General features: G+C 61.3%; 15 protein-coding genes and 2 tRNA genes. 9 read left to right on the top strand and 8 right to left on the bottom strand.

Going from position 1 to position 18,865, the window contains the following annotated elements; all coding sequences use genetic code 11:
* Positions 1-50 precede the first annotated feature (50 nt).
* Positions 51-386: a SemiSWEET family sugar transporter gene (locus KW824_RS08970; RefSeq protein ID WP_081805630.1), complete on the top strand. Its 336-nt coding sequence runs from the start codon at positions 51-53 to the stop codon at positions 384-386.
* Positions 387-534: 148 nt separating this feature from the next.
* Here KW824_RS08970 and KW824_RS08975 read toward each other — a convergent pair whose 3' ends face one another.
* Complete coding sequence (locus tag KW824_RS08975) at positions 535-1,575, bottom strand: LacI family DNA-binding transcriptional regulator (RefSeq protein ID WP_042648221.1); 1,041 nt, start codon at positions 1,573-1,575, stop codon at positions 535-537.
* A 304-nt stretch (positions 1,576-1,879) separates the two neighbouring features.
* Between KW824_RS08975 and KW824_RS08980 the strand changes: the two genes are divergently transcribed.
* From KW824_RS08980 to KW824_RS08995, 4 genes are all read left to right on the top strand, one after another.
* The gene (locus tag KW824_RS08980) at positions 1,880-2,974 is read left to right on the top strand and encodes a cellulase family glycosylhydrolase (protein WP_041205105.1); all 1,095 of its coding nucleotides are present in this window, start codon (positions 1,880-1,882) and stop codon (positions 2,972-2,974) included.
* A 63-nt stretch (positions 2,975-3,037) separates the two neighbouring features.
* On the top strand, positions 3,038-4,384 hold the full coding sequence (locus tag KW824_RS08985; RefSeq protein WP_218409574.1) for an MFS transporter: 1,347 nt from the start codon (positions 3,038-3,040) through the stop codon (positions 4,382-4,384).
* Between the two features lie 304 nt (positions 4,385-4,688).
* Positions 4,689-4,764: transfer RNA gene (locus tag KW824_RS08990), tRNA-Phe, on the top strand.
* A gap of 5 nt (positions 4,765-4,769) precedes the next feature.
* Positions 4,770-4,845: transfer RNA gene (locus KW824_RS08995), tRNA-Asn, on the top strand.
* A gap of 64 nt (positions 4,846-4,909) precedes the next feature.
* Here KW824_RS08995 and KW824_RS09000 read toward each other — a convergent pair.
* The gene (locus tag KW824_RS09000; RefSeq protein ID WP_080675078.1) at positions 4,910-5,131 is read right to left on the bottom strand and encodes a hypothetical protein; all 222 of its coding nucleotides are present in this window, start codon (positions 5,129-5,131) and stop codon (positions 4,910-4,912) included.
* A gap of 473 nt (positions 5,132-5,604) precedes the next feature.
* Between KW824_RS09000 and KW824_RS09005 the strand changes: the two genes are divergently transcribed.
* Together KW824_RS09005 and KW824_RS09010 are read left to right on the top strand one after the other, a co-directional pair.
* Positions 5,605-6,882: an alpha/beta hydrolase gene (locus KW824_RS09005; protein WP_218409575.1), complete on the top strand. Its 1,278-nt coding sequence runs from the start codon at positions 5,605-5,607 to the stop codon at positions 6,880-6,882.
* A 99-nt stretch (positions 6,883-6,981) separates the two neighbouring features.
* The gene (locus tag KW824_RS09010; protein ID WP_218409576.1) at positions 6,982-10,545 is read left to right on the top strand and encodes an ATP-binding cassette domain-containing protein; all 3,564 of its coding nucleotides are present in this window, start codon (positions 6,982-6,984) and stop codon (positions 10,543-10,545) included.
* A gap of 52 nt (positions 10,546-10,597) precedes the next feature.
* Here KW824_RS09010 and KW824_RS09015 read toward each other — a convergent pair whose 3' ends face one another.
* The 5 genes from KW824_RS09015 to trmB form a co-directional block, all read right to left on the bottom strand.
* The gene (locus KW824_RS09015; RefSeq protein ID WP_182787760.1) at positions 10,598-10,807 is read right to left on the bottom strand and encodes a YgdI/YgdR family lipoprotein; all 210 of its coding nucleotides are present in this window, start codon (positions 10,805-10,807) and stop codon (positions 10,598-10,600) included.
* 188 nt (positions 10,808-10,995) lie between these two features.
* Positions 10,996-12,279 carry a rhodanese-like domain-containing protein gene (locus tag KW824_RS09020; RefSeq protein WP_371316613.1) on the bottom strand — a complete coding sequence of 428 codons (1,284 nt, stop codon included), beginning with the start codon at positions 12,277-12,279 and terminating at the stop codon, positions 10,996-10,998.
* A gap of 38 nt (positions 12,280-12,317) precedes the next feature.
* Positions 12,318-13,238, bottom strand: a complete 921-nt coding sequence (gene glsB, locus KW824_RS09025; protein WP_171273301.1) for a glutaminase B — start codon at positions 13,236-13,238, stop codon at positions 12,318-12,320.
* Between the two features lie 99 nt (positions 13,239-13,337).
* A complete protein-coding gene (locus KW824_RS09030; protein WP_218409578.1) occupies positions 13,338-13,670 on the bottom strand; it encodes a YggL family protein in 333 nt (110 codons plus the stop codon).
* Between the two features lie 43 nt (positions 13,671-13,713).
* The gene (gene trmB, locus KW824_RS09035; RefSeq protein WP_218409579.1) at positions 13,714-14,427 is read right to left on the bottom strand and encodes a tRNA (guanosine(46)-N7)-methyltransferase TrmB; all 714 of its coding nucleotides are present in this window, start codon (positions 14,425-14,427) and stop codon (positions 13,714-13,716) included.
* A gap of 277 nt (positions 14,428-14,704) precedes the next feature.
* Here trmB and KW824_RS09040 point away from each other — a divergent pair, with 277 nt between their 5' ends.
* Both KW824_RS09040 and KW824_RS09045 read left to right on the top strand, forming a co-directional pair.
* Positions 14,705-15,772: a M28 family metallopeptidase gene (locus KW824_RS09040; protein WP_218409580.1), complete on the top strand. Its 1,068-nt coding sequence runs from the start codon at positions 14,705-14,707 to the stop codon at positions 15,770-15,772.
* 201 nt (positions 15,773-15,973) lie between these two features.
* Complete coding sequence (locus KW824_RS09045; protein WP_043132945.1) at positions 15,974-17,155, top strand: PLP-dependent aminotransferase family protein; 1,182 nt, start codon at positions 15,974-15,976, stop codon at positions 17,153-17,155.
* Between the two features lie 128 nt (positions 17,156-17,283).
* Here the strand turns inward: KW824_RS09045 and KW824_RS09050 are convergent, their stop codons facing one another.
* The gene (locus KW824_RS09050) at positions 17,284-18,834 is read right to left on the bottom strand and encodes an EAL domain-containing protein (RefSeq protein ID WP_218409581.1); all 1,551 of its coding nucleotides are present in this window, start codon (positions 18,832-18,834) and stop codon (positions 17,284-17,286) included.
* Positions 18,835-18,865: the final 31 nt, after the last annotated feature.

Genomic DNA, 18,865 nt, shown 5'->3' on the forward strand with positions numbered 1-18,865 from the left:
CGCCCATCGGCTTCATCATGACCGCATTCAACACAGAAAAGGAACGAAACATGCTGCCCGCAGCTTTATGGCCTCGCGCCATTGCGATATCAGTCGTGCTTTGCGTCTCGGTATTATGGCTTGATGCCGATTATCTCGGCCTATGCGCAGCCTTCTTGACCACAGGATCCTTTGCACTACAAGTGCTGCAGATACTGAAAACCAGGGAGACCAAAGCGATCTCGAACAGCATGTATCTCGCGTTCAGTTGCGGCGTGCTGTGCTGGCTGGTGTATGGCCTTCAGATCGGTGACATCCCCCTTATCATTGCCAATGCCATCACGCTGGCCTTGGCATGCACAGTGCTGCTGCTCAAACTGAAAAACGAATATCTACGCATTCATTAGCTGACCGAGTGGTGGACGAGGCCACTCAGTACCCATCATGGGCTTCTCATTTTTGATTCTTACCACACACTTTCGCGGGCATGACGGCATAAATCTCAGCACGATCCGTGGCATAAGGCGTCGCTGTGCCACAGGTCATCGAGAAGGGTCAAAGGCGGTTAACTGGCCGGCCCCTGGTCGAGGCGCGGATCAGCAACTCGCCCTCCAACTTCATCTGCAAAGCGATAGGCTTCTCTCCTTGCGCCAGTTGCAACAAGGTATCCACCGCCTGTTTGCCCATCTCGTCGTAAGGCAGTTCGATGGAACTCAAAGGAGGCTCCATTTCGCTGGCCAGCATCTGGTTGTCGTGGCCGGCCACCAGAATGTCTTCCGGGATGCGCAACCCCGCCTCGGCAATCGCCTGATAGCAACCTTGGGCCATGTAATCGCTGCAACAGAAGATGCCATCAGGCGGCTGAGGCAGTGCCAGCAGTTGCCGGGTCTGTTCATAGGCCTCGTGCAGCGACCAGTTGCCCACGCGCACCCATTGTGGTTCAGGGATCAGATCGTGGTTGATCAGCGCTTGACGATACCCTTCCAACCGCAGGCTGTTCGCTTCCATCCAGGGCTCTCCCTGAATAAGTGCAACCCGTTTGCAACCTTGATCCAGCAGGTGTGCCGTCACCTTATAGCCCGCTAACTTATCGGCGGGCAGGATGGAATAGCGCTCGGGCAAGCTCGTGGCTTCCAGATAACAGTTGAGCAACACGGTAGGTACCTGTGGGGAGAGCTCCATCTCGGCGAGTTGCCTTGTCATGGAGGAGGCGAAGATCATCCCCAGATAATCCCCCTGATTGATCTCCTGTTCGATCAGTCTGGTGAGCTCCGCGCTGTTGCGATAATCGAAGGTAACCAACATGCGATCAGCCTCCCAAGCACGTTCATTGCAGGCATTGATCGCATCGAGAAAAGGGTCATAGGAGGTGAGGCCATTGAATACGAAAGCAATTTTTCGCGCAGATGGCCCCCTGGGTAGATGTTCGGCTCGCTTATGCTGGTAACCCAGCTCGACCGCTTTCTCGAGCACTCTGCGCCGTGTTTCGTCCGCCAGCTTGATGGTGGTCGAGCCATTGAGCACGAGTGAGACCGTTGATTGGGAGACGCCGGCAGCCGCGGCGATGGCACTCATGGTGATGCGTTTATTGTTCATCGGTATGACCATAATGTGAGCGGTACCGCCCAGATAATAATATTAATTATTTACCTTCCATCATGACTCATGATTACGGGCATGAGCAAGTAGTACAAGCGCTTTCAGAGACGATGCAGGAGTTATCTGGCACAAAGCGATAAACCCGAGGAGACAACAGCTCGCCAACTCCAGCTTGAGAACACCTTAAATTTGTTCGTTTTGTGACTGATCCCAGAATTCTATCCTTCATCATTTGCAACCAAACTTATTAGCTAATAATAATTAGCAAATAGACACAAATAATTAGTAAAGAGGTTCTCCGATGGCGGTACAACAGTGGTCAACAGAACGGGCTTGGCAGTGGTGGGATAAACAACCTTGGCTACTGGGCTTCAACTACCTGCCCCGTACGGCGGTCAACTGGACCGAGATGTGGCAGGCCGAGACCTTCGATCCCACCATCATCGATCAGGAGTTGGCCTGGGCCAGCGAACTGGGCTACAACACCCTGCGCACCAATTTGCCGTTTATTGTCTGGCAACATGATCGTGATGGCCTGATCGCACGGATCGAGCAATTCCTCACCCTGTGCGGCAAACACGATATCCGCGTGATGATGACCCTGATGGATGACTGCGGTTTTTCTGGTGATCATCCCTATCTGGGTAGCCAGAAACCACCGCGGGACGATGTTCACAACAGTCAGGCGGCAGCAAGTCCAGGCCGCAACATCGTCACTGACCCGACCCAATGGCACGAGCTGGAGCGTTACATCCGCGATCTGGTGCGTACCTTCGCCAATGACGAACGGATCTTCATCTGGGATCTCTACAACGAGCCGACCAACCGCGGCATCTTCTCGGAAGGCGATGTCGAGGTGCGTTTCGATGAATCGCTGGAGACATATGCCCACTATCTGATGGAACTGGCCTTCGTCTGGGCCCGGGAGGAGAACCCCATCCAGCCGCTCACCGTCGGCGCCTGGCATGCCCCTTACAGCATCGGTCAGGGAGATGCTGAATTTACCCCGGAAAACACCTTCACCCACCCCACCGACCGGCGGGCCATGGCGCTGTCGGATGTCATCACCTTCCACTCCTATCAGCGCATGGAGGGGTTGAAGATCTCCCTGGAGGTAGTCGGCAGCTATCGCCGTCCTATGCTCTGCACCGAGTGGCTGGCACGCCATGTCGGCAGCACGGTGGAGCAGCAATTACCCCTGTTCAAGGAGCTGAAGATTGGCGCCTATCAGTGGGGCCTGGTGAAAGGCAAAACCCAGACCCATTTACCCTGGCCCTTCGTTCGCAATATCGACCCCGACTGGCGCCGGGTCTGGTTCCATGATCTGCTGGAAGAGGACGGCACCCCCTACTCCGCCAGCGAAACAGCACTTATCCGCGCATTGACCCGCTCATAACACAAGAAGGACGCCACAGCGGTGGCGCTCTTCACAACCCATTCATGTCGTAGAGGTTGGCAGATGACAGACCAAAAGATACAAAATAGAGAGCTGGCGGGATATTTCAGCTACGCCGTCGGGCAATGCCTCAGCTTCGGCCTGGTGGGTTCCTTCATTCTCTATTTTTACACCGATATTCTTGGAATATCGCCTGCTGCGGCCGGGGCCATTTTCCTCGTCGCCCGTATTTGGGATGCCATCAACGATCCCCTCATTGCCGGCTATATGGATACGCTGAATTTCAAGCGCGGCAAATTTACCCCCTATATGTTATGCGTGCCCTTCCTGATCGCGGGCATCACCTCCCTCAGCTTCATCGGCCTGGATCTGCCGATGGCGACCAAGGTGGCCTATGCGGCGGTGACCTATATCGCCTGGGGCATGATCTACACCCTCTCCGATGTGCCGTTCTGGACCATGTCGTCTGTCATGAGCCAGGAGCCGCAAGAGCGCGCCAAAGCCGTAACCGTCGCCATGCTGGGGGTCAATATCGGCATCGGCAGTGCCTCCATCATCTTCCCGAAGCTCACCGAGCTGTTTGCCGCGACCAGCAGCACCAAGGGCTACATGGAAGGCGCCCTCTGCCTGATGCTGATCGCCCTGCCGCTGATGGTGATCGGCGCCAGCCAGATGAAGGAGCGCGTCAAGCCCAACCCGGATGACAAGATCACCATCAGGGACTCCTTCCGCGTCCTGCGGGCCAACAAACCGCTGGCTTATGTGCTGGGCTCCTTCTTCTGCAATGTCTTCTTCAACCTCGCGACCGGGCTCTACATCTTCTTCTTCACCTACAACATGGGTGACGCCGGGTTGCTCTCGGTGATGGGGACCATAGGCGTGGCCACCTCCATGGCCTGCATGCTGGTGCCGGTGTTGACCAAGCGTTTCAGAAAACGTGATCTCTTCCTGATGCTCACCATGCTGGAGATCGCCCTGCGCGTCGGTTTCTACACGGCGGGTTACGACAACCTGATATTGGTGTTCGGCTTCCTCGCCCTGATCCATGCCGCCAACGTCATCACCAACCCGCTGATCTCCGCCATGCTCAGCGAAACCATCGAATATGCCGAGCTCAAGTCCGGCCGCCGCTGCGCCGCCATCGCCTTCTCAGGGCAGACCTTTACCGGAAAATTAGCCTGGGCCATTGCGGGCGGGATCTCCGGCACCCTGTTGATCTGGCTTGGTTATCAACCGAATACAGCGCAGACTCAAGCAACGATGGATGGGCTGTTTATCTGTATATCTCTGGTACCAATCTTGGGCAGCATCATGCGTATTATTATCATGACACGGTACAACTTCACCGAAGATAAACATGCCAGGGTGCGTCACGCCTTGATAAAATGGCGCTCGAACAACCCTATTTAAACTGACTGAATGGTGTAACCTGGTTCGGTGTCTGGCGATAACTAGATCTGTACAACCCATATCTATCAAGATCTGCTGACATAGCTCCCCGCTAGCCCTCAGAAGGGCTACGACTGAGTGGCAAGTTATCCAATTTAAGGATGAATAGCCTTGAGTTTCGTAGAAACTGGACTGATCCCCGGTGTTGGATCAGGGACTCCTTGCACAGTATCTCGCCACTTGGTTCACCCTATGCAAAAACATGCCAGAAACTGGGGCTGCAAGGTTGACACCCCAGTCCAGAAAGGGTTTAATGCGCGCCGTTGCCCAGATAGCTCAGTCGGTAGAGCAGGGGATTGAAAATCCCCGTGTCGGCGGTTCGATTCCGTCTCTGGGCACCAATAATTCCTCCTTAGTTCAGTCGGTAGAACGGCGGACTGTTAATCCGTATGTCGCTGGTTCAAGTCCAGCAGGAGGAGCCAAATTCGAAAGGCCCGCTCATCTGAGCGGGCCTTTCTGCATCTCCCCTTCCCGAAATGTCATCCCCTAATAGCGATTCTCGTCACCGTGCCAGACATGACCGGCAGAACATGCCCGGGCGACCTCGTGACAAGGATCATCGGCATGAGAGCGGAAGAAGTGCTGATCCTGTTGCAGCAGGAGCGAACTCATCGAGTGGCTGATACCGGCCAGAGCCTCGCCAGCGGTCAATCCTGCAACCCGGTGATCTGTGGCCAAATGAGCCAGTACCCTTTCACGACTATTCATGATCGCCTCCCTCTGTGGATCCCGTCGTAAATTGACCATAGCAGCAGGTATCAGACTACCGCAAACCCGCGCCAGCAAAGGGCTCCAGGCCGGTCCACCCCTGCCGGAAAAGGGAGACAAATGAAGAGGCCCACCCTGTCGGATGGGCCTTCCATGCCTGCTATCCGCCGTTACAGGCTGCCAGCAACAGGGTTGCCCCGCAGGTAGCGCTGAATACCAGCAACCCCGCCTGCAGCACTCCCTCAGGATCCGTCTCTTTTCTTCTCTTTCTGAACCTTGTCCATCGCGGCTTCATCGAGCCCACCTCGTCCTGTTGTGTCCAGCTCCCCTGCCCTCTTCGGCAGGCCGCTCATCTTGATCCCGGTTCAGCTCAAGGTCAATCGGTCCGCTCATTCTCGGGAAAACCGGCGTGACCCTTCTGCGAGCCAGGGCTATGATGAGGCCGACGATTTCCGACCCCAGGGAGACCCCAGATGAGCAGCCCCTTGCACTACGTGCTGGATGGCATCCATTGCGAGCCACACTTCTTCACCGTGCCCCTCGACCACCAGAGACCGGATGACGAGAAGAGTATTACCCTGTTTGGCCGCACTCTCTGTCGCCAAGACAAGCTGAACGATGAGCTGCCCTGGCTGCTCTATCTGCAGGGGGGGCCGGGCTTTGGCGCGCCGCGCCCGACCGCAAGCGGCGGCTGGATCAAGCGGGCCCTGCAGGAGTTTAGGGTGCTGCTGCTCGATCAGCGCGGCACTGGCCACTCCACCCCCATCAACGCCGAGGCACTGGCCGGGCTCACCCCGGTGGAGCAGGCCGGCTACCTCGGCCATTTTCGCGCCGACAGCATAGTGCGGGACGCCGAATACATTCGCGAGACCCTGAGCCCGGACCGGCCCTGGAGCCTGCTTGGCCAGAGCTTCGGCGGCTTTTGCAGCCTCACCTATCTCTCCCTGTTCCCAGGCAGCCTGCACGAGGTCTACCTCACCGGCGGCGTGGCTCCCATAGGTCGCAGCGCGGACGAGGTCTACCGCGCCACCTATCAACGGGTGGCGGACAAGAACCGCGCCTTCTTCGCCCGCTTCCCCCATGCCCAGGCCATCGCCAACCGGCTGGCGACCCACCTGCACCGCCACGACGTGCGCCTGCCGAACGGCCAGCGCCTGACGGTGGAGCAGTTGCAGCAGCAGGGGCTGGATCTCGGCGCCAGCGGCGCCTTCGAGGAGCTCTACTACTTGCTGGAGGACGCCTTCATCGGCGAGGAAATCAACCCCGCCTTCCTCTACAAGGTGCAGGCCATGCAGCCGTTCAACACCAATCCTGTGTTCGCCATTTTGCACGAGTCCATCTATTGCGAGGGGAGCGCCAGCAACTGGGCGGCCGAGCGGGTCAGGGGCGAGTATCCTTGCCTGGCCTGGGCGCCGGGCAAGGATTTTGCCTTCACCGGCGAGATGATCTTCCCCTGGATGTTCGAGCAGTTCCGCGAGCTGATGCCGCTCAAGGAGGCCGCTCATCTGCTGGCCAAAAAGGCCGATTGGGGCACCCTCTACAACCCGGCGCAGCTGGCTAAGAACCCGGTGCCGGTGGCCTGCGCCGTCTATGCCGAGGACATGTACGTGGAGTTCGACTACAGCCGCGATACCCTCAAGGGCCTTGGCAACAGCCGCGCCTGGATCACCAACGAGTACGAGCACAACGGCCTGAGAGTCGACGGCGAGCAGATCCTGGACAGGCTCATCCGCTTGAACCGGGACTGCTGATCCCGCTCGGGCGGCGCGCCCGCCATAACAAGAATATCGAGGGCGGCCCATGAGCCGCCCCGCCCTGTCGGAAGCAACACAAAACAACAAGGACACCCTTTGGATCATCCGGAAATCTCGGCCGGCTGGCTGAGCCGCCTCTTCTATCACTGGACGGGCCCGCTGCAACGCAAGGGGCTGACCGAGCCCCAGGTCGGTCTCGACGATCTCTACCCCCTGCTGCCGGAAGACAGGCGCGACGCGCGGGCCGATGCCTTCCTCGCGCTCACCGCGAGTGCGCCGGTGCGCCCTTGGCCCATCATGGCCTTTATCTGGCGCCACTACCGCCGCCGCATCGGCCTGCTCACCCTGTTGCAGCTGATCGGCATGCTGGCCACCCTGGCCAGCCCCTGGCTGCTCAACCACAGCATGACCCAGCTCGGCACCGGGGCCAGCACCGGCCACAAGCTGTTGCTGGCCTTCGCCCTGTTTGCCTCGGTGCTCGCCGCCGGCATGCTGGCGGAGCACTCCCTGCAGCTGGCGCTCAAGATGCACGTCCCCATTCGCCGCCTGCTGGCCGAGTCCCTGCTCGCCAAGGTGATGAAACTCGGTGGCAAGAGCTTCGATGACAGGGCCGGTGGCCGGGTACAGAACCTCATCAACCGGGACGTGTGGGACATTACCTGGATATTGGCGGATCCCGCCATGCCGCTCACCATGGCACTGCAGCTGGCGGGCACCATAGCCCTGCTGGTGTGGCAGGTGGGCAGCGCCGGCCTGGTGGGCTTTGTGGTGCTCACCCTGCTGCTGCTGCTCTCCACCCGGGTGGTGCGCCGCATGAACCAGCAGGAGCAGCAGCTCAAGCGCCAGCAGGACGAGCGCAACGGCATCCTGGCGGAATACATCAAGAAGCTGCGGCTGGTGCGCCAGAACGGTCTTGGCACCTTCTTCACCTGGGCGGCCAACACCAAGCGCCAGCAGGAACTCGTGGTGCTCGGCCGGGTGCTCAAGCTCGATGCCATCAACAGCTTCCTGATGATGAGCACCCCGCTGCTGGTGACGCTCGCCACCTTCACCACCTATCTGGCCTCGGGCCAGAGCCTGACCCTGCCCCAGGTGTTCACCACCATCGCCCTGTTCGCGGTGCTGCGGATCCCCATGATGCGGCTGCCCTACCTCATCCGCACCCTGATCAACTTCAATACCGGCTTCAACCGGCTGTGCGAGTTCTTGAATGGCCCGGAGCAGCATCGGGATCTCACCGACCCCAGCCTGCCGGCAGGCAGCCTGCGGCTAGACCGCGTCACCGCCCTGCACCAGCAAAAAATGGTGTTGCAGGACGTCAGCCTCAGCATCCAGCCGGGGGAGCTGGTGGGGATCACCGGGGCGACCGGCGCGGGCAAGAGCTGCCTGCTGCACCTAGTCGCCGGTTTTGACAACGACTTCGAGGGGAGCATCCACCGCAACGGCCGGGTGGCGCATCTGGGCCACAAACCCTGGCTGATGAACGACAGCATCCGCAACAACATCCTGTTCGGCCAACCCTGGCACGAGGAGCGCTACCACTGGGTGCTCGGTGCCTGCGCCCTCACCACGGATCTGGGACTGCTGAGCCACGGGGATCAGACTCTGGTGGGCGAGCTCGGCACCCGCCTCTCCGGCGGTCAGCAGCAGCGAGTCGCCCTGGCCCGCGCCCTCTATGCAGAGGCCGACATCCTGCTGCTGGACAACCCCCTGTCAGCACTGGACCCCATCGTCTCGGCCCAGGTGCTGGAGCAGGGGCTCGCCTTCAAACCGGGACCGACCCGGCTGCTGGTGAGCCACGATCCGGACGTGCTGGCCCACTGCGATCGGGTGATCCGTATCGAGCAGGGCCGGCTGGTGGAGCTCGACGCCCGCCAGTTGGCGGATCTTATCCAGCATCCGCTCCCCACCCCCATGGTGGCGCCTCAGGAGGCGGAGCAGTTCAGCGAAGAAAAAGTGGTGGAAGGCAAGGTGGACTGGGGGCTGTTCGGCTTCATGTGGCAGCGCCTGGCCGCCCCCGGCGCCATCCTGATCGCCCTGCTACTCACCCTGGGTCAGGAGGGGCTGCGCATCGCCTCGGATCTCTGGCTCGGCGGCAAGGCCGAGGTGAGCGATGTGGGCACCCTGCTCGGCATCTATGTGCTGTTGGGGGCGGGCTCCCTCGTCTGCATCATGGTGGTGCGGGTCATCAACTACAAACTCGGCCTCAAGCTGGCCTGGACCCTGTTCGACGGCATGCTGGGCCGCATCAGCCGCGCCCCCATGGCCTTCTTCGACAAGGTGCCCCAGGGGCGCATCCTCAACCGCTTCGACCGGGATCTCGGGGAGGCCCAGGAGGTGCTGCTGTCCATGCTGATGGGGCTGTTCGGCATGTTGGTCTCTGTGCTGCTGCAGGTGGTGGTCATCGGCATCAACATTCCCCTGCTGCTGCTCATCGCCCCCCTGGTGGGCTGGGCGCTCTACGTGCTGCAACGGCGCTACCGGGCGGTGCAGCTCAAGCTGCGGCGTCAGTCCTCGGTGCTGCGTTCCCCGCTCTACATCAGCATCAGCGAGACCATTCGCGGTGCCCCCGCCCTGCGTCTGGCCGGGGCCGAGCGCTTCGCCCTGGATCAGGTGCTGCATCACTATGACAACAACCTGCGCAGCTGGTACACCACCACCTCCATCAACCGCTGGCTCGGCATGCACCAGACCCTGCTCTCTGCCGCCCTGGTGGGGGCAGTGGCACTGATGGTGGCCTTTGGCAACAGCCCGCTGCTGGGGGCCGTGGCCATCACCTACGCCTTCACCGCCTCGGCCATGCTCAACTCCCTGATCCGTACCTTCGCCGAGGTGGAACAGGTGATGAACGCAGTGGAGCGGGTGCGTGAATACAGCGAGATAGAGAGCGAGCGCCAGGAGGGAGAGGCCCTCGCCACGCCCCATCCGGCGGTGCGTTTCGACAACCTGGGACTGCGCTACCCGGGTGCCAGCCAGTGGGCCCTGCACAGGGTCAACTTCGAGCTGGCCCCCGGCGAGAAGGTGGGGGTCTGTGGCCGCACAGGGGCGGGCAAGAGCTCCCTGCTCGGGGTGCTGCAGGCCATGTATCCAGCCTCCCAGGGAGAGATTTACTACGGCGAGCAGCCGCTCTCTGCCCTGGCGCCGGAGGCGGTGCGCGCACTCTATGACACCGTCTCCCAGATCCCCCTCACCTTCTTCGGCACCCTGCGCGCGAATCTCTCCCCCCTGAGCGAGCAGAGCGACGCCGCGCTGGAACAGGCGCTGGCCCGGGTCGGCCTGGCCGAACGCTGCGCCGGCCGGCTGGACGAAGATCTCGACAGGCTGCAACTCTCCGCCGGCGAGACCCAGTTGCTGGTCATCGCCCGCATTCTGCTGTCGCACCGCCCACTCATCGTGCTGGACGAGGCCACCTCGGATCTCAGTCACGGCGGCATGCGCAAGATGGCGGAGTTGCTCTATCGCTACCGGCCCGAGGCCAGCTATCTGGTGATCGCCCACCATCTGGAGCCGCTGCTGTCGGTGGACAAAGTCGTGGTGATGGAGGCAGGTACCGTGGTGGAGCAGGGCTCGCCGGTCAGCCTGCTGGCCAATCCGGGCTCCCGCTTCCATCAGCTGTTCGCCGGTCAGGTGAACCGCCAGGTGGGAGAGCTGACGGGCTGAAACAAGGAGGGCTGCCCCAGGGCAGCCCTCCTTTCACCACAGTCACAAGGTATCAGCGCTCCATGATCTGGGTAACATCGTCCTGCTTGATCATGACCTCCCGCCCCTCGGCATCGTAGTAGCGGTACATGCCGGTGCTCTCGTCCAGCTTGGGCTTGCTGTCGGTGGTGATCATCTTTCCGTCCTTGGTACTCATTATGTATTGGGAGCTGCAAGCCACCAGCCCCAAGGCACACACCATGATCATCATCAGCTTTTTCATCTGCTTTAATCTCCGCTTTCATCCTCACCTCAAGGACGTCTGTTGAAGATTAGTTCAATGAAATCAATCCGTTCAAAAAACTCTGCAAAACTGGATCCATATCAAGAATCAACTCCCCATCTCAGCCCCCTGAATGCTCAAAGGCCGGACATGAGTCCGGCCTTTGACTGGGCAACGTATCCGCGTCATCAGCCCTGTGGCTTGCGCTCACCGGTGACGGTGGGGTTCGCAGGATCTGAGCTCCACTCGTACCAGCCGCCGTCGTAGACGCTGATCCGCTTCCAGTCCATCAGCCAGGCGTAGAAGAAGGCCTCGGAGGCGCGCCAGCCGGTACCGCAGTAGAAGGCCGCCTGCTGGGTCGGTTCGATGTCCCACTCATCCCACATGGTGAGGATCTCGCTAGCCGGCTTCATGGTGCCGTCCGGGTTGTGGAAGTCACTCATGCTGTTGGCATCCACGCCGCCGCGACCCCACTTGGCGCCGGGAATGTCGCCCTTGGGCTTGATGTAGCTGTAGCCGGAGGTGTTGCCGACAAACTCATCCCAGGTGCGCACGCTGACCAGGGCGCCATCGGGTTGCTCGAGCAGCGCCTTGGCCTGGCTCAGGGTGGTGTAGTACTCGGGATGGGCCGGAATGGTCACGCCAAACTCCTTCACCGGCTCAAACTTGTTCGCCAAGCCCGTTTCGGTGCGCAGGTGCTGCACGAACCAGGCATCCAGGCCGCCATCCAGCAGGCGTACGTCTTCCACCCCGGCATACATCATCAGATGGGCGGCACGGGCCGCCGCCATGGTGTTGCGACCATAGAGGATGACGGTGGTGTCGTGACGGATGCCGTTCTCCAGCAGCAACTGCTTGAGGGCTTCGTCAGAGACCTTGTTCCACAGCGGCTCCGCCTCCAGGCGGTTGGTGTCGATGTAACCAGCCCCCGGAATGTGGCTCAGCAGATAGGCCTTGGGAGCCCCCCAGTCCACTTCGAACACCTTCCACTCCCCCTTGGGGGCGGCAGCCACCGGCTTGCCTGCCTGCAGATCGGCGAGCCAGAGCGGATAGACCAGTTGCTGCCAGCGGGCCAGGTGCTCGCGCGGCGCGCTCTGCCAGCCCTGCAGCTCGAACAGCTGCTTGATGCCCTGCTGGCGCAGCAGGCGGGCCACCTCGGCCACTTCCCGCGGCGCGCCGTAGAGGGCGACCGGGAGATCGGCCTTCAGCCCCTTGCTCGCGAGCGCCTTTGGCCACTCTTCATCGCTGTATTTCCACTCGGCGGAGAGGTGCTCGGCACCGGCCACATGGCCACCCTGCGTCTCGCCCGCCATGGGCCAGCCCTGGTAGAAGTAGCTGGGGCGGGTATCCAGAATCACGGCCTGCTTCACCTTGGCATCGGCCAGGGAGAGGGAGGGCAGTTCGGCGGCCAGGGCGGGCCAGGCACACCAGAGCAGCAAGGCGGCCAGGCCGCTTCGCCACAGTCCTGTCATTCGTTTCATGATGTTGTCTCGATGCATAGTGAACAAAGTTAAAAAATGGAGCGGCCCAGGCGCTCGGCCAGCAGCTCCAGCGCCGCCGTGCCCGCCAGGGAGTTGCCCGCCTTGTTGAGCTCGGGGGACCAGACACAGACCGTCAGCTCGCCGGGGATCAGCGCCATGATGCCGCCCCCCACCCCGGACTTGCCCGGCATGCCAACCCGATAGGCAAAATCACCGGCTTCGTCATAGAGGCCGCAGGTGGCGAGCAGGGCGTTGACCTGCTTAGTGGTGCGGGCAGGCAGCAGGGGCGTCGTCTCACCGAGCGGCACGCCACGGTTGGCCAGATAGATGAATGCCCTGGCCAGATCGACGCAGCTCATGCGGATGGCACAGGCATTGAAGTAGCTCTGCAGCACCTTGTCCACCTCGTTCTCGAAGTTGCCATAGGCCTTCATCAGGTAGGCGATGGCGGCGTTGCGGGCGGCGTGCTGATATTCGGAGCGGGCCACCACCTGATCCGCCATGATGGCCGGATTGCCGCACAGGCGCCGCACCAGCTCCAGAGTACGCTGCCGGGGGGCGGTAAGCCGGGTCTCCAGCAGATCGCTCACCACCAGGGCACCGGCATTGATGAAGGGGTTGCGGGGAATGCCGTGCTCGAACTCAAGCTGGATCAGCGAGTTGAACGGCTGGCCTGACGGCTCCTTGCCCACCCGGGCCCAGATCTCCTCCTCCTGATAGAGGGTGAGTGCCAGCGTGAGGCTCAGGGCCTTGGAGATGCTCTGAATGGAGAAGGGCTCGAAGGCGTCACCGGCGGTGAACAGCTCCCCCTCCACGGTACAGACGGCGATCCCGAGCCTGTCCGCCGGCACCTGCGCCAGCGCGGGAATGTAATCGGCCACCTTGCCCTGCCCGAGCAGCGGACGCACCTCTTCCAAGATGCTGGCCAGTAATTCGGATGACAACACCATCGACGATTCCATGAGATGAGACGAGGTGAGGCGAGGCTCACCGACAAAAATCCCGCCGGCGGCGGGATTTTCTATGTGCCCGTGACAGGCAATCCGATATCAGGCCGGCTCACCGTACCAGAGGTCGAACAGCTCGGTGACCACCACCGCTTCCATCCCCTTGCCTTCCAGCCAGGATTTGACGACGACGCGGTCTTCTTCGGTACACTTGCCCAGTTGCTGGGTACAGATCATACCTTCCCAGGCCAAGTGGCCCGAACCGGCGAAGGCCAGTTTACGGGGTTCAACAACCTCATCGATCATCGCATCGACTACCGCATCGATGGTCTCTTCGGCAGTGCCGACCGGGAAGTTGAAACTGATGTCGAAACCCATTTCCTGGAATTCATCGACGCGCAGTTTCTTACGCAGACGGCGGCTACGATTGGCCATGATAGCTCCTCAAGTTAGTGGATACGCGAGTTGACGCGCCAGCTTAGCTGACACGTTTGAAAATCAGATCCCAGACCCCGTGACCCAGACGATGGCCACGTTGTTCGAATTTGGTCAGCGGGCGCCATTCGGGTCGCACCACCCAGTTGCCGGTGGCGGAGGTGTTCTCGTACCCTTCGGCGGCACTCATCACTTCCAGCATATGTTCGGCGTAGTTTTCCCAGTCGGTGGCCATGTGGAACACGCCACCGATGGCGAGCTTCTGGCGAATGTCCTGAGCAAACGCCGGCTGCACGATGCGGCGCTTGTGGTGACGGCTCTTGTGCCAGGGGTCCGGGAAGAACAGCTGCAGGCAGGCGAGCGAGCCGTTCGGGATCATGTGCTCCAGCACTTCCACCGCATCGTGACAGATCACGCGCAGGTTGGTGACGCCCGCCTCCTGGGCGGTGCCGAGGCAGGCACCCACACCGGGAGAGTGTACCTCAATGCCGATGAAGTTCTTCTCGGGGGCATTCTTGGCCATCTCCACCAGGGAGGCGCCCATGCCGAAGCCTATTTCCAGCACCACCGGGGCCTCGCGGCCAAACAGCGCCACCATGTCCAGCGGCGCCGGTGCGAAATCGATGCCCATGACCGGCCAGAGCTCTTCCAGAGCCTTCTCCTGCCCTTTGGTCAGGCGGCCTTCGCGACGGACAAAGCTGCGGATCTTGCGCATGAACTTGCCGTCTTCGTTAAATACATCTTGGGTCACAGGCATAATTGTCTCGTTATTTCATCAATCCGGGTAACAGAACCGGGGGCCATCCGGGTTAAGGGCGACCTGGGTGGTTCGTTATTTCATCAATCGGCAAAAACAGGGGAGCGAATTATCCCAAGATAGGCCCAAGGCGCAAGTGTTTCGCACAACAAATCCCCCCTGACTGACCAATTCCGCCCCTGCGGTTGACAAATGCCACCCCCTTCACAGAATCTCCCGGGCGTCAGGTGCATCCTGACGCGGAAAAATAAAACCATACACAACAAAGGATTGCAGTATGAAAAAAGCCCTGTTGACCCTCGTCATCCCGTCCCTGCTGGCCGGGTGCAACACCTCTGACAATGACTCCCAGCCCCCTGCGCCCGCCACCCAGGCCTATGAATACCTGGTGCAACTGAGCTCGAGCGCCGAGGGGATAGGCGCCAGACCCACGGGGACCGAGGCCGAAACCCGCGCCGCCGCCTGGATCCAGGATCATCTGACTGGCTGGGGCTACGAGGTGCAGAACCAGCCCTTCAGCTACACCCGGGGCGGCACCGACAGAACCTCCCAGAACCTGGTCGCCGAACTCAAGGGTCAGAGCGACAAGGTAATCCTGATCGGTGCCCACTATGACAGTACCGGCGAGAAGAAGGGATCCGAAGGTGCCACCGACAACGGCGCCGGTGTCGCGGCCCTGCTGGCGGTCGCAGAGGCGCTCAAGGATCAAACCCTGCCCTACACGGTGCGCTTCGCCTTCTTCGGAGCGGAGGAAAACGGCCTCAACGGCTCCAAGGCCTATGTCGCCAGCCTCGACAGCGACGCCGTCGCCAAGCTGCTGGCCATGGTGAACTACGACACCATCGCCGGGGGCGACATCGTCTACGTTCACTCCGCCCACTCCGACGTGGCCGAGTACAACTGCGCCGAGCCAAGCCGCTACAGCTTCGATCCCAAGGTGCGCGATCGCCTGCTGGCCATCTCCAAGCAGAGCGCCACCCCCTTCGCCATCCACCCCAGCTACGACGGTTACCCGGAAGGGGAAACCGGCAGCTGGTCGGATCACGCCCCCTTCGCCTGTCTGGGGGTGCCGGTCGCCTATGTGGAGGCCACCAACTTCACCATCAACGGGGAAGATGGTTATGACGGCTACTCCCAGAGCACCAACCCGGCGCTGTGGGATTGCTACGACGAAACCAGCAAGAGCGCCTGCGATCGGGACAGCGAGACCCAGTGGGGCAAGATCTGGCACACCGAGCACGACCGCCTCGACAAGATGGCCGAACTGTTCCCGGGCCGGGTCCAGCAGCAGCTCGGTGCCAACACGGATCTGATGATCAGCTTCCTCAAGGCGCCGGGGATCTGAGTGCCCCATCCCGACCGATGAACAACTGGCAGGGCTTTTTGCGCCCTCGGCCAGGGTCGAAGCGATAAAATTCGGGCAGGTGCCAAACCTGCCCTTTTTTATGGATTTTTGTGACAGCCATTGCCTCATTTCTGAAATCTGATACAAACGGATAACCTGGCGGTTGAATGGAGCGACCGCCACCTAGTCAGAGAGAACCCTATGCAGCCGTTTTTTGCCCAGCGCTTCGAGAAGGTCGAGCCTTCGTTTATCCGTGAAATCCTCAAAGTCGCCGCCAATCCGGAGATCATCTCCTTCGCCGGCGGCCTGCCCAATCCTCACCTGTTCCCGGTCAAGGCCATCGAGCAAGCCTGCCAGGACGTGCTGCGCGAGCAGGGCGCCGCGGCGCTGCAATACGCCACTACCGAAGGGTTCGCCCCGCTGCGCCAGTACATCGCCGACCGCTACCTGAGCCGCCACGGCATGGAGGTCAACCCGGACAACATCCTCATCACCAGCGGCTCCCAACAGGCGCTGGATCTGCTGGGCAAGGTGCTGGTGGACGAGGGGCAGGATCTCATCATCGAAGAGCCGGGCTACCTGGGTGCCATCCAGGCGTTCTCCGTCTATCAACCGAACTTCAAGCCCATCACCCTCGGGGAAGAGGGACTGGATCTGGCCGCGCTGGATGCGCTGCTGGAGCAGGGTTCCAGCGCCAGGCTGCTGTACGGCGTGCCGAACTTCCAGAACCCGAGCGGGGTCTCTTACAGCCGCGCCAACCGTGAAGCACTGGCCGAGCGGCTGGTGCGCCACGATCTGCTGATGGTGGAAGACGACCCTTATGGCGAGCTGCGCTTCGAGGGGGAACATCTTCCCCCCATCGCCAAGCTGGCACCGAACAATACCGTGCTGCTCGGCTCCTTCTCCAAGACGGTGGTGCCCGCGTTCCGCCTGGGCTGGATGCTGGTGCCGGACTGGCTGCGCAAGAAGGTGACCATCGCCAAGCAGGCCACCGACCTGCACAGCAACGCCTTCAGCCAGCAGGTGCTGCACCGCTTCCTGACCGATCACTCGCTGGATGCCCATCTGGAGAAGATCAAGGAGGTCTATGGCCGCCAGCGGGCCGCCATGGAGGCCGCCCTGAGCCGTCATTGCCCGCCCGGCGTCAGCTACACCCGTCCCGAGGGAGGCATGTTCCTCTGGCTGACCCTGCCGCCCAGCGTCAGTGCCATGGCCCTGTTCGACGAGGCGATCAAGGAGAAGGTGGCCTTCGTGCCCGGTGCTCCCTTCTATGTGCGCCCCGAGATCCAGAACACCCTGCGCCTGAGCTTCTCCTGCGTGGATGAGGCCACCACGGAAGAGGGCATCAAGCGCCTCTGCCGCGCCCTGGCCCGCATGCTCTGAACCCTCTGAAGATGAAAAAAAACCAGCGACCCGGGTCGCTGGTTTTTTTTATGTCTCGCCGTCAGCCCTTGTGAGGGAGAGAACAGTGGGTGGCAAGCCATGGGCGCCGAGAGCCTTGGCGCGGCCCTTCAGGCTGACGATCCCTTCTGGGCGGGTAGCTGGCTGGCAAAGACCGTCATCGGCATGGGCCTGCCATAGAGGTAACCCTGCTGGAAGTCCACCTTGCGCGCCTTCAGGTAATCGGCCTGCACCTGGGTCTCCACCCCCTCAGCCACCAGCAGCAGACCGAGCCGGGTCGCCAGATCGATGACGTTCTCGACGATGTGGCTGGAGAGCGCATCCGACCCTATCATGCCGACGAAACTCTGATCGATCTTGAGGAAGTCCACCTGGAAGGTCTGCAGATAGGTCAGGCTGGAGTGGCCGGTGCCGAAGTCGTCGATGGCGATGAAGACCCCGAGCTGGTGCAGCTCGGCGAACAGCCGGTCAGTCACCTCGTCCGCCACGATGAGCTCGCGCTCGGTCAACTCCAGCACCAGCTTGATGGGGTTATCCCGGAAGGCATAGATGAAGTCCCGGCAATCGTCCACCAGGCTGAGATCCTTGCAGTGGCTGGCGCTGATGTTGAAACCGAAGTGGAACCCCCTGGGCAACTGGTCCGCCAGGGGGGCAAAGGCTTCTCGCACCTGGGCCATCAGCAACCGGGTCATGGGGACTATGAGGCCGCTGTCCTCCGCGAGCGGAATGAAGCGATCCGGCGAGATCATGCCCTGGCGGGGATGTTGCCAGCGCATCAGCACCTCGCAGCCGCTCCAGTGCGCATCGTCCCCGGTCACCACGGGTTGCAGGTAGGGAATGAACTCCTGTTGATCCAGCGCCCGCTTCAGCTCCTGGGTCGGGGAGGTCGATCGTCCCGTCAACCAGAAGATCCCCACCCCGAACAGCAGGCTCAGCAGGGGATAGACGATGATGCCGACCTTGGAGTAGTCCCAGATATGGGCCCTGTACTCACCGACCGATACCCTGGTCACCACCTTGAACGGATACCTGGTCGAGCGCTCTTCCAGATAGCCCTGGCTACCCGGGGGGATGAGCCTGTCGGTGAGCTGACTGTCCCGCAGCAGCATCTCCTGGCCGACCACCAGGCCGAGGGGGGAGTTGCGACTCAGCATGTCCAGAATGTTGAGCAGGTAGTAACCATCTATGCCCACCAGCACGCTGAACGCACCGATCTCCTCCCGGTAGACGATGAGGGGACGATTCGGGGTGACGGGATTGCCCTTCATCAGGTCGAGCTTGCCATCCGCATAGTCGCCCAGCCTGATCTCCCCGCTGACCGGCCCATAGAGGGAGGTGCAGTAGATGGTCGTGCCCTCGGCCAGGTTGACGCTGCGCACATCCGGCACCGTCGCCACCTGATCCCGCAGCCCCTGCACCACCTCGAGACAGGGCTTGTCCAGGCTGCCGCGAAGGGCCGACGCAGCCACTTGGGCGTTGTCCAGGGTACGGTCAAACATCAGCCTGGCATGTTGCAGCCGCGCCACCGCATCCTGCCGCACCCCGGTGGCGGTCTGCCAGACGATGATGGCCAGTCCCAGCACCATGGGCAGCAGACCCGCCAGCAGGGCACAGACCAGCCGGACATAGAATTGACGCACCCTTAAACGACGAAATGGCATAACTGCCCTCATGGTCACGGCGAAAAAGCGG

This window comes from Aeromonas sp. sif0611 (genome assembly GCF_019218845.1).
In the GTDB taxonomy this organism is placed as follows: Bacteria; Pseudomonadota; Gammaproteobacteria; order Enterobacterales; family Aeromonadaceae; genus Aeromonas; species Aeromonas media.

Excerpts from the sequence above, each read along its gene's own strand:
- KW824_RS08970 (WP_081805630.1), top strand. The coding sequence starts at position 51 with ATGCTGCCCGCAGCTTTATGGCCTCGCGCCATTGCGATATCAGTCGTG.
- KW824_RS08975 (WP_042648221.1), bottom strand. The coding sequence starts at position 1,575 with ATGAACAATAAACGCATCACCATGAGTGCCATCGCCGCGGCTGCCGGC.
- KW824_RS08980 (WP_041205105.1), top strand. The coding sequence starts at position 1,880 with ATGGCGGTACAACAGTGGTCAACAGAACGGGCTTGGCAGTGGTGGGAT.
- KW824_RS08985 (WP_218409574.1), top strand. The coding sequence starts at position 3,038 with ATGACAGACCAAAAGATACAAAATAGAGAGCTGGCGGGATATTTCAGC.
- KW824_RS09000 (WP_080675078.1), bottom strand. The coding sequence starts at position 5,131 with ATGAATAGTCGTGAAAGGGTACTGGCTCATTTGGCCACAGATCACCGG.
- KW824_RS09005 (WP_218409575.1), top strand. The coding sequence starts at position 5,605 with ATGAGCAGCCCCTTGCACTACGTGCTGGATGGCATCCATTGCGAGCCA.
- KW824_RS09015 (WP_182787760.1), bottom strand. The coding sequence starts at position 10,807 with ATGAAAAAGCTGATGATGATCATGGTGTGTGCCTTGGGGCTGGTGGCT.
- KW824_RS09020 (WP_371316613.1), bottom strand. The coding sequence starts at position 12,279 with ATGACAGGACTGTGGCGAAGCGGCCTGGCCGCCTTGCTGCTCTGGTGT.
- glsB (WP_171273301.1), bottom strand. The coding sequence starts at position 13,238 with ATGGTGTTGTCATCCGAATTACTGGCCAGCATCTTGGAAGAGGTGCGT.
- KW824_RS09030 (WP_218409578.1), bottom strand. The coding sequence starts at position 13,670 with ATGGCCAATCGTAGCCGCCGTCTGCGTAAGAAACTGCGCGTCGATGAA.
- trmB (WP_218409579.1), bottom strand. The coding sequence starts at position 14,427 with ATGCCTGTGACCCAAGATGTATTTAACGAAGACGGCAAGTTCATGCGC.
- KW824_RS09040 (WP_218409580.1), top strand. The coding sequence starts at position 14,705 with ATGAAAAAAGCCCTGTTGACCCTCGTCATCCCGTCCCTGCTGGCCGGG.
- KW824_RS09045 (WP_043132945.1), top strand. The coding sequence starts at position 15,974 with ATGCAGCCGTTTTTTGCCCAGCGCTTCGAGAAGGTCGAGCCTTCGTTT.
- KW824_RS09050 (WP_218409581.1), bottom strand. The coding sequence starts at position 18,834 with ATGCCATTTCGTCGTTTAAGGGTGCGTCAATTCTATGTCCGGCTGGTC.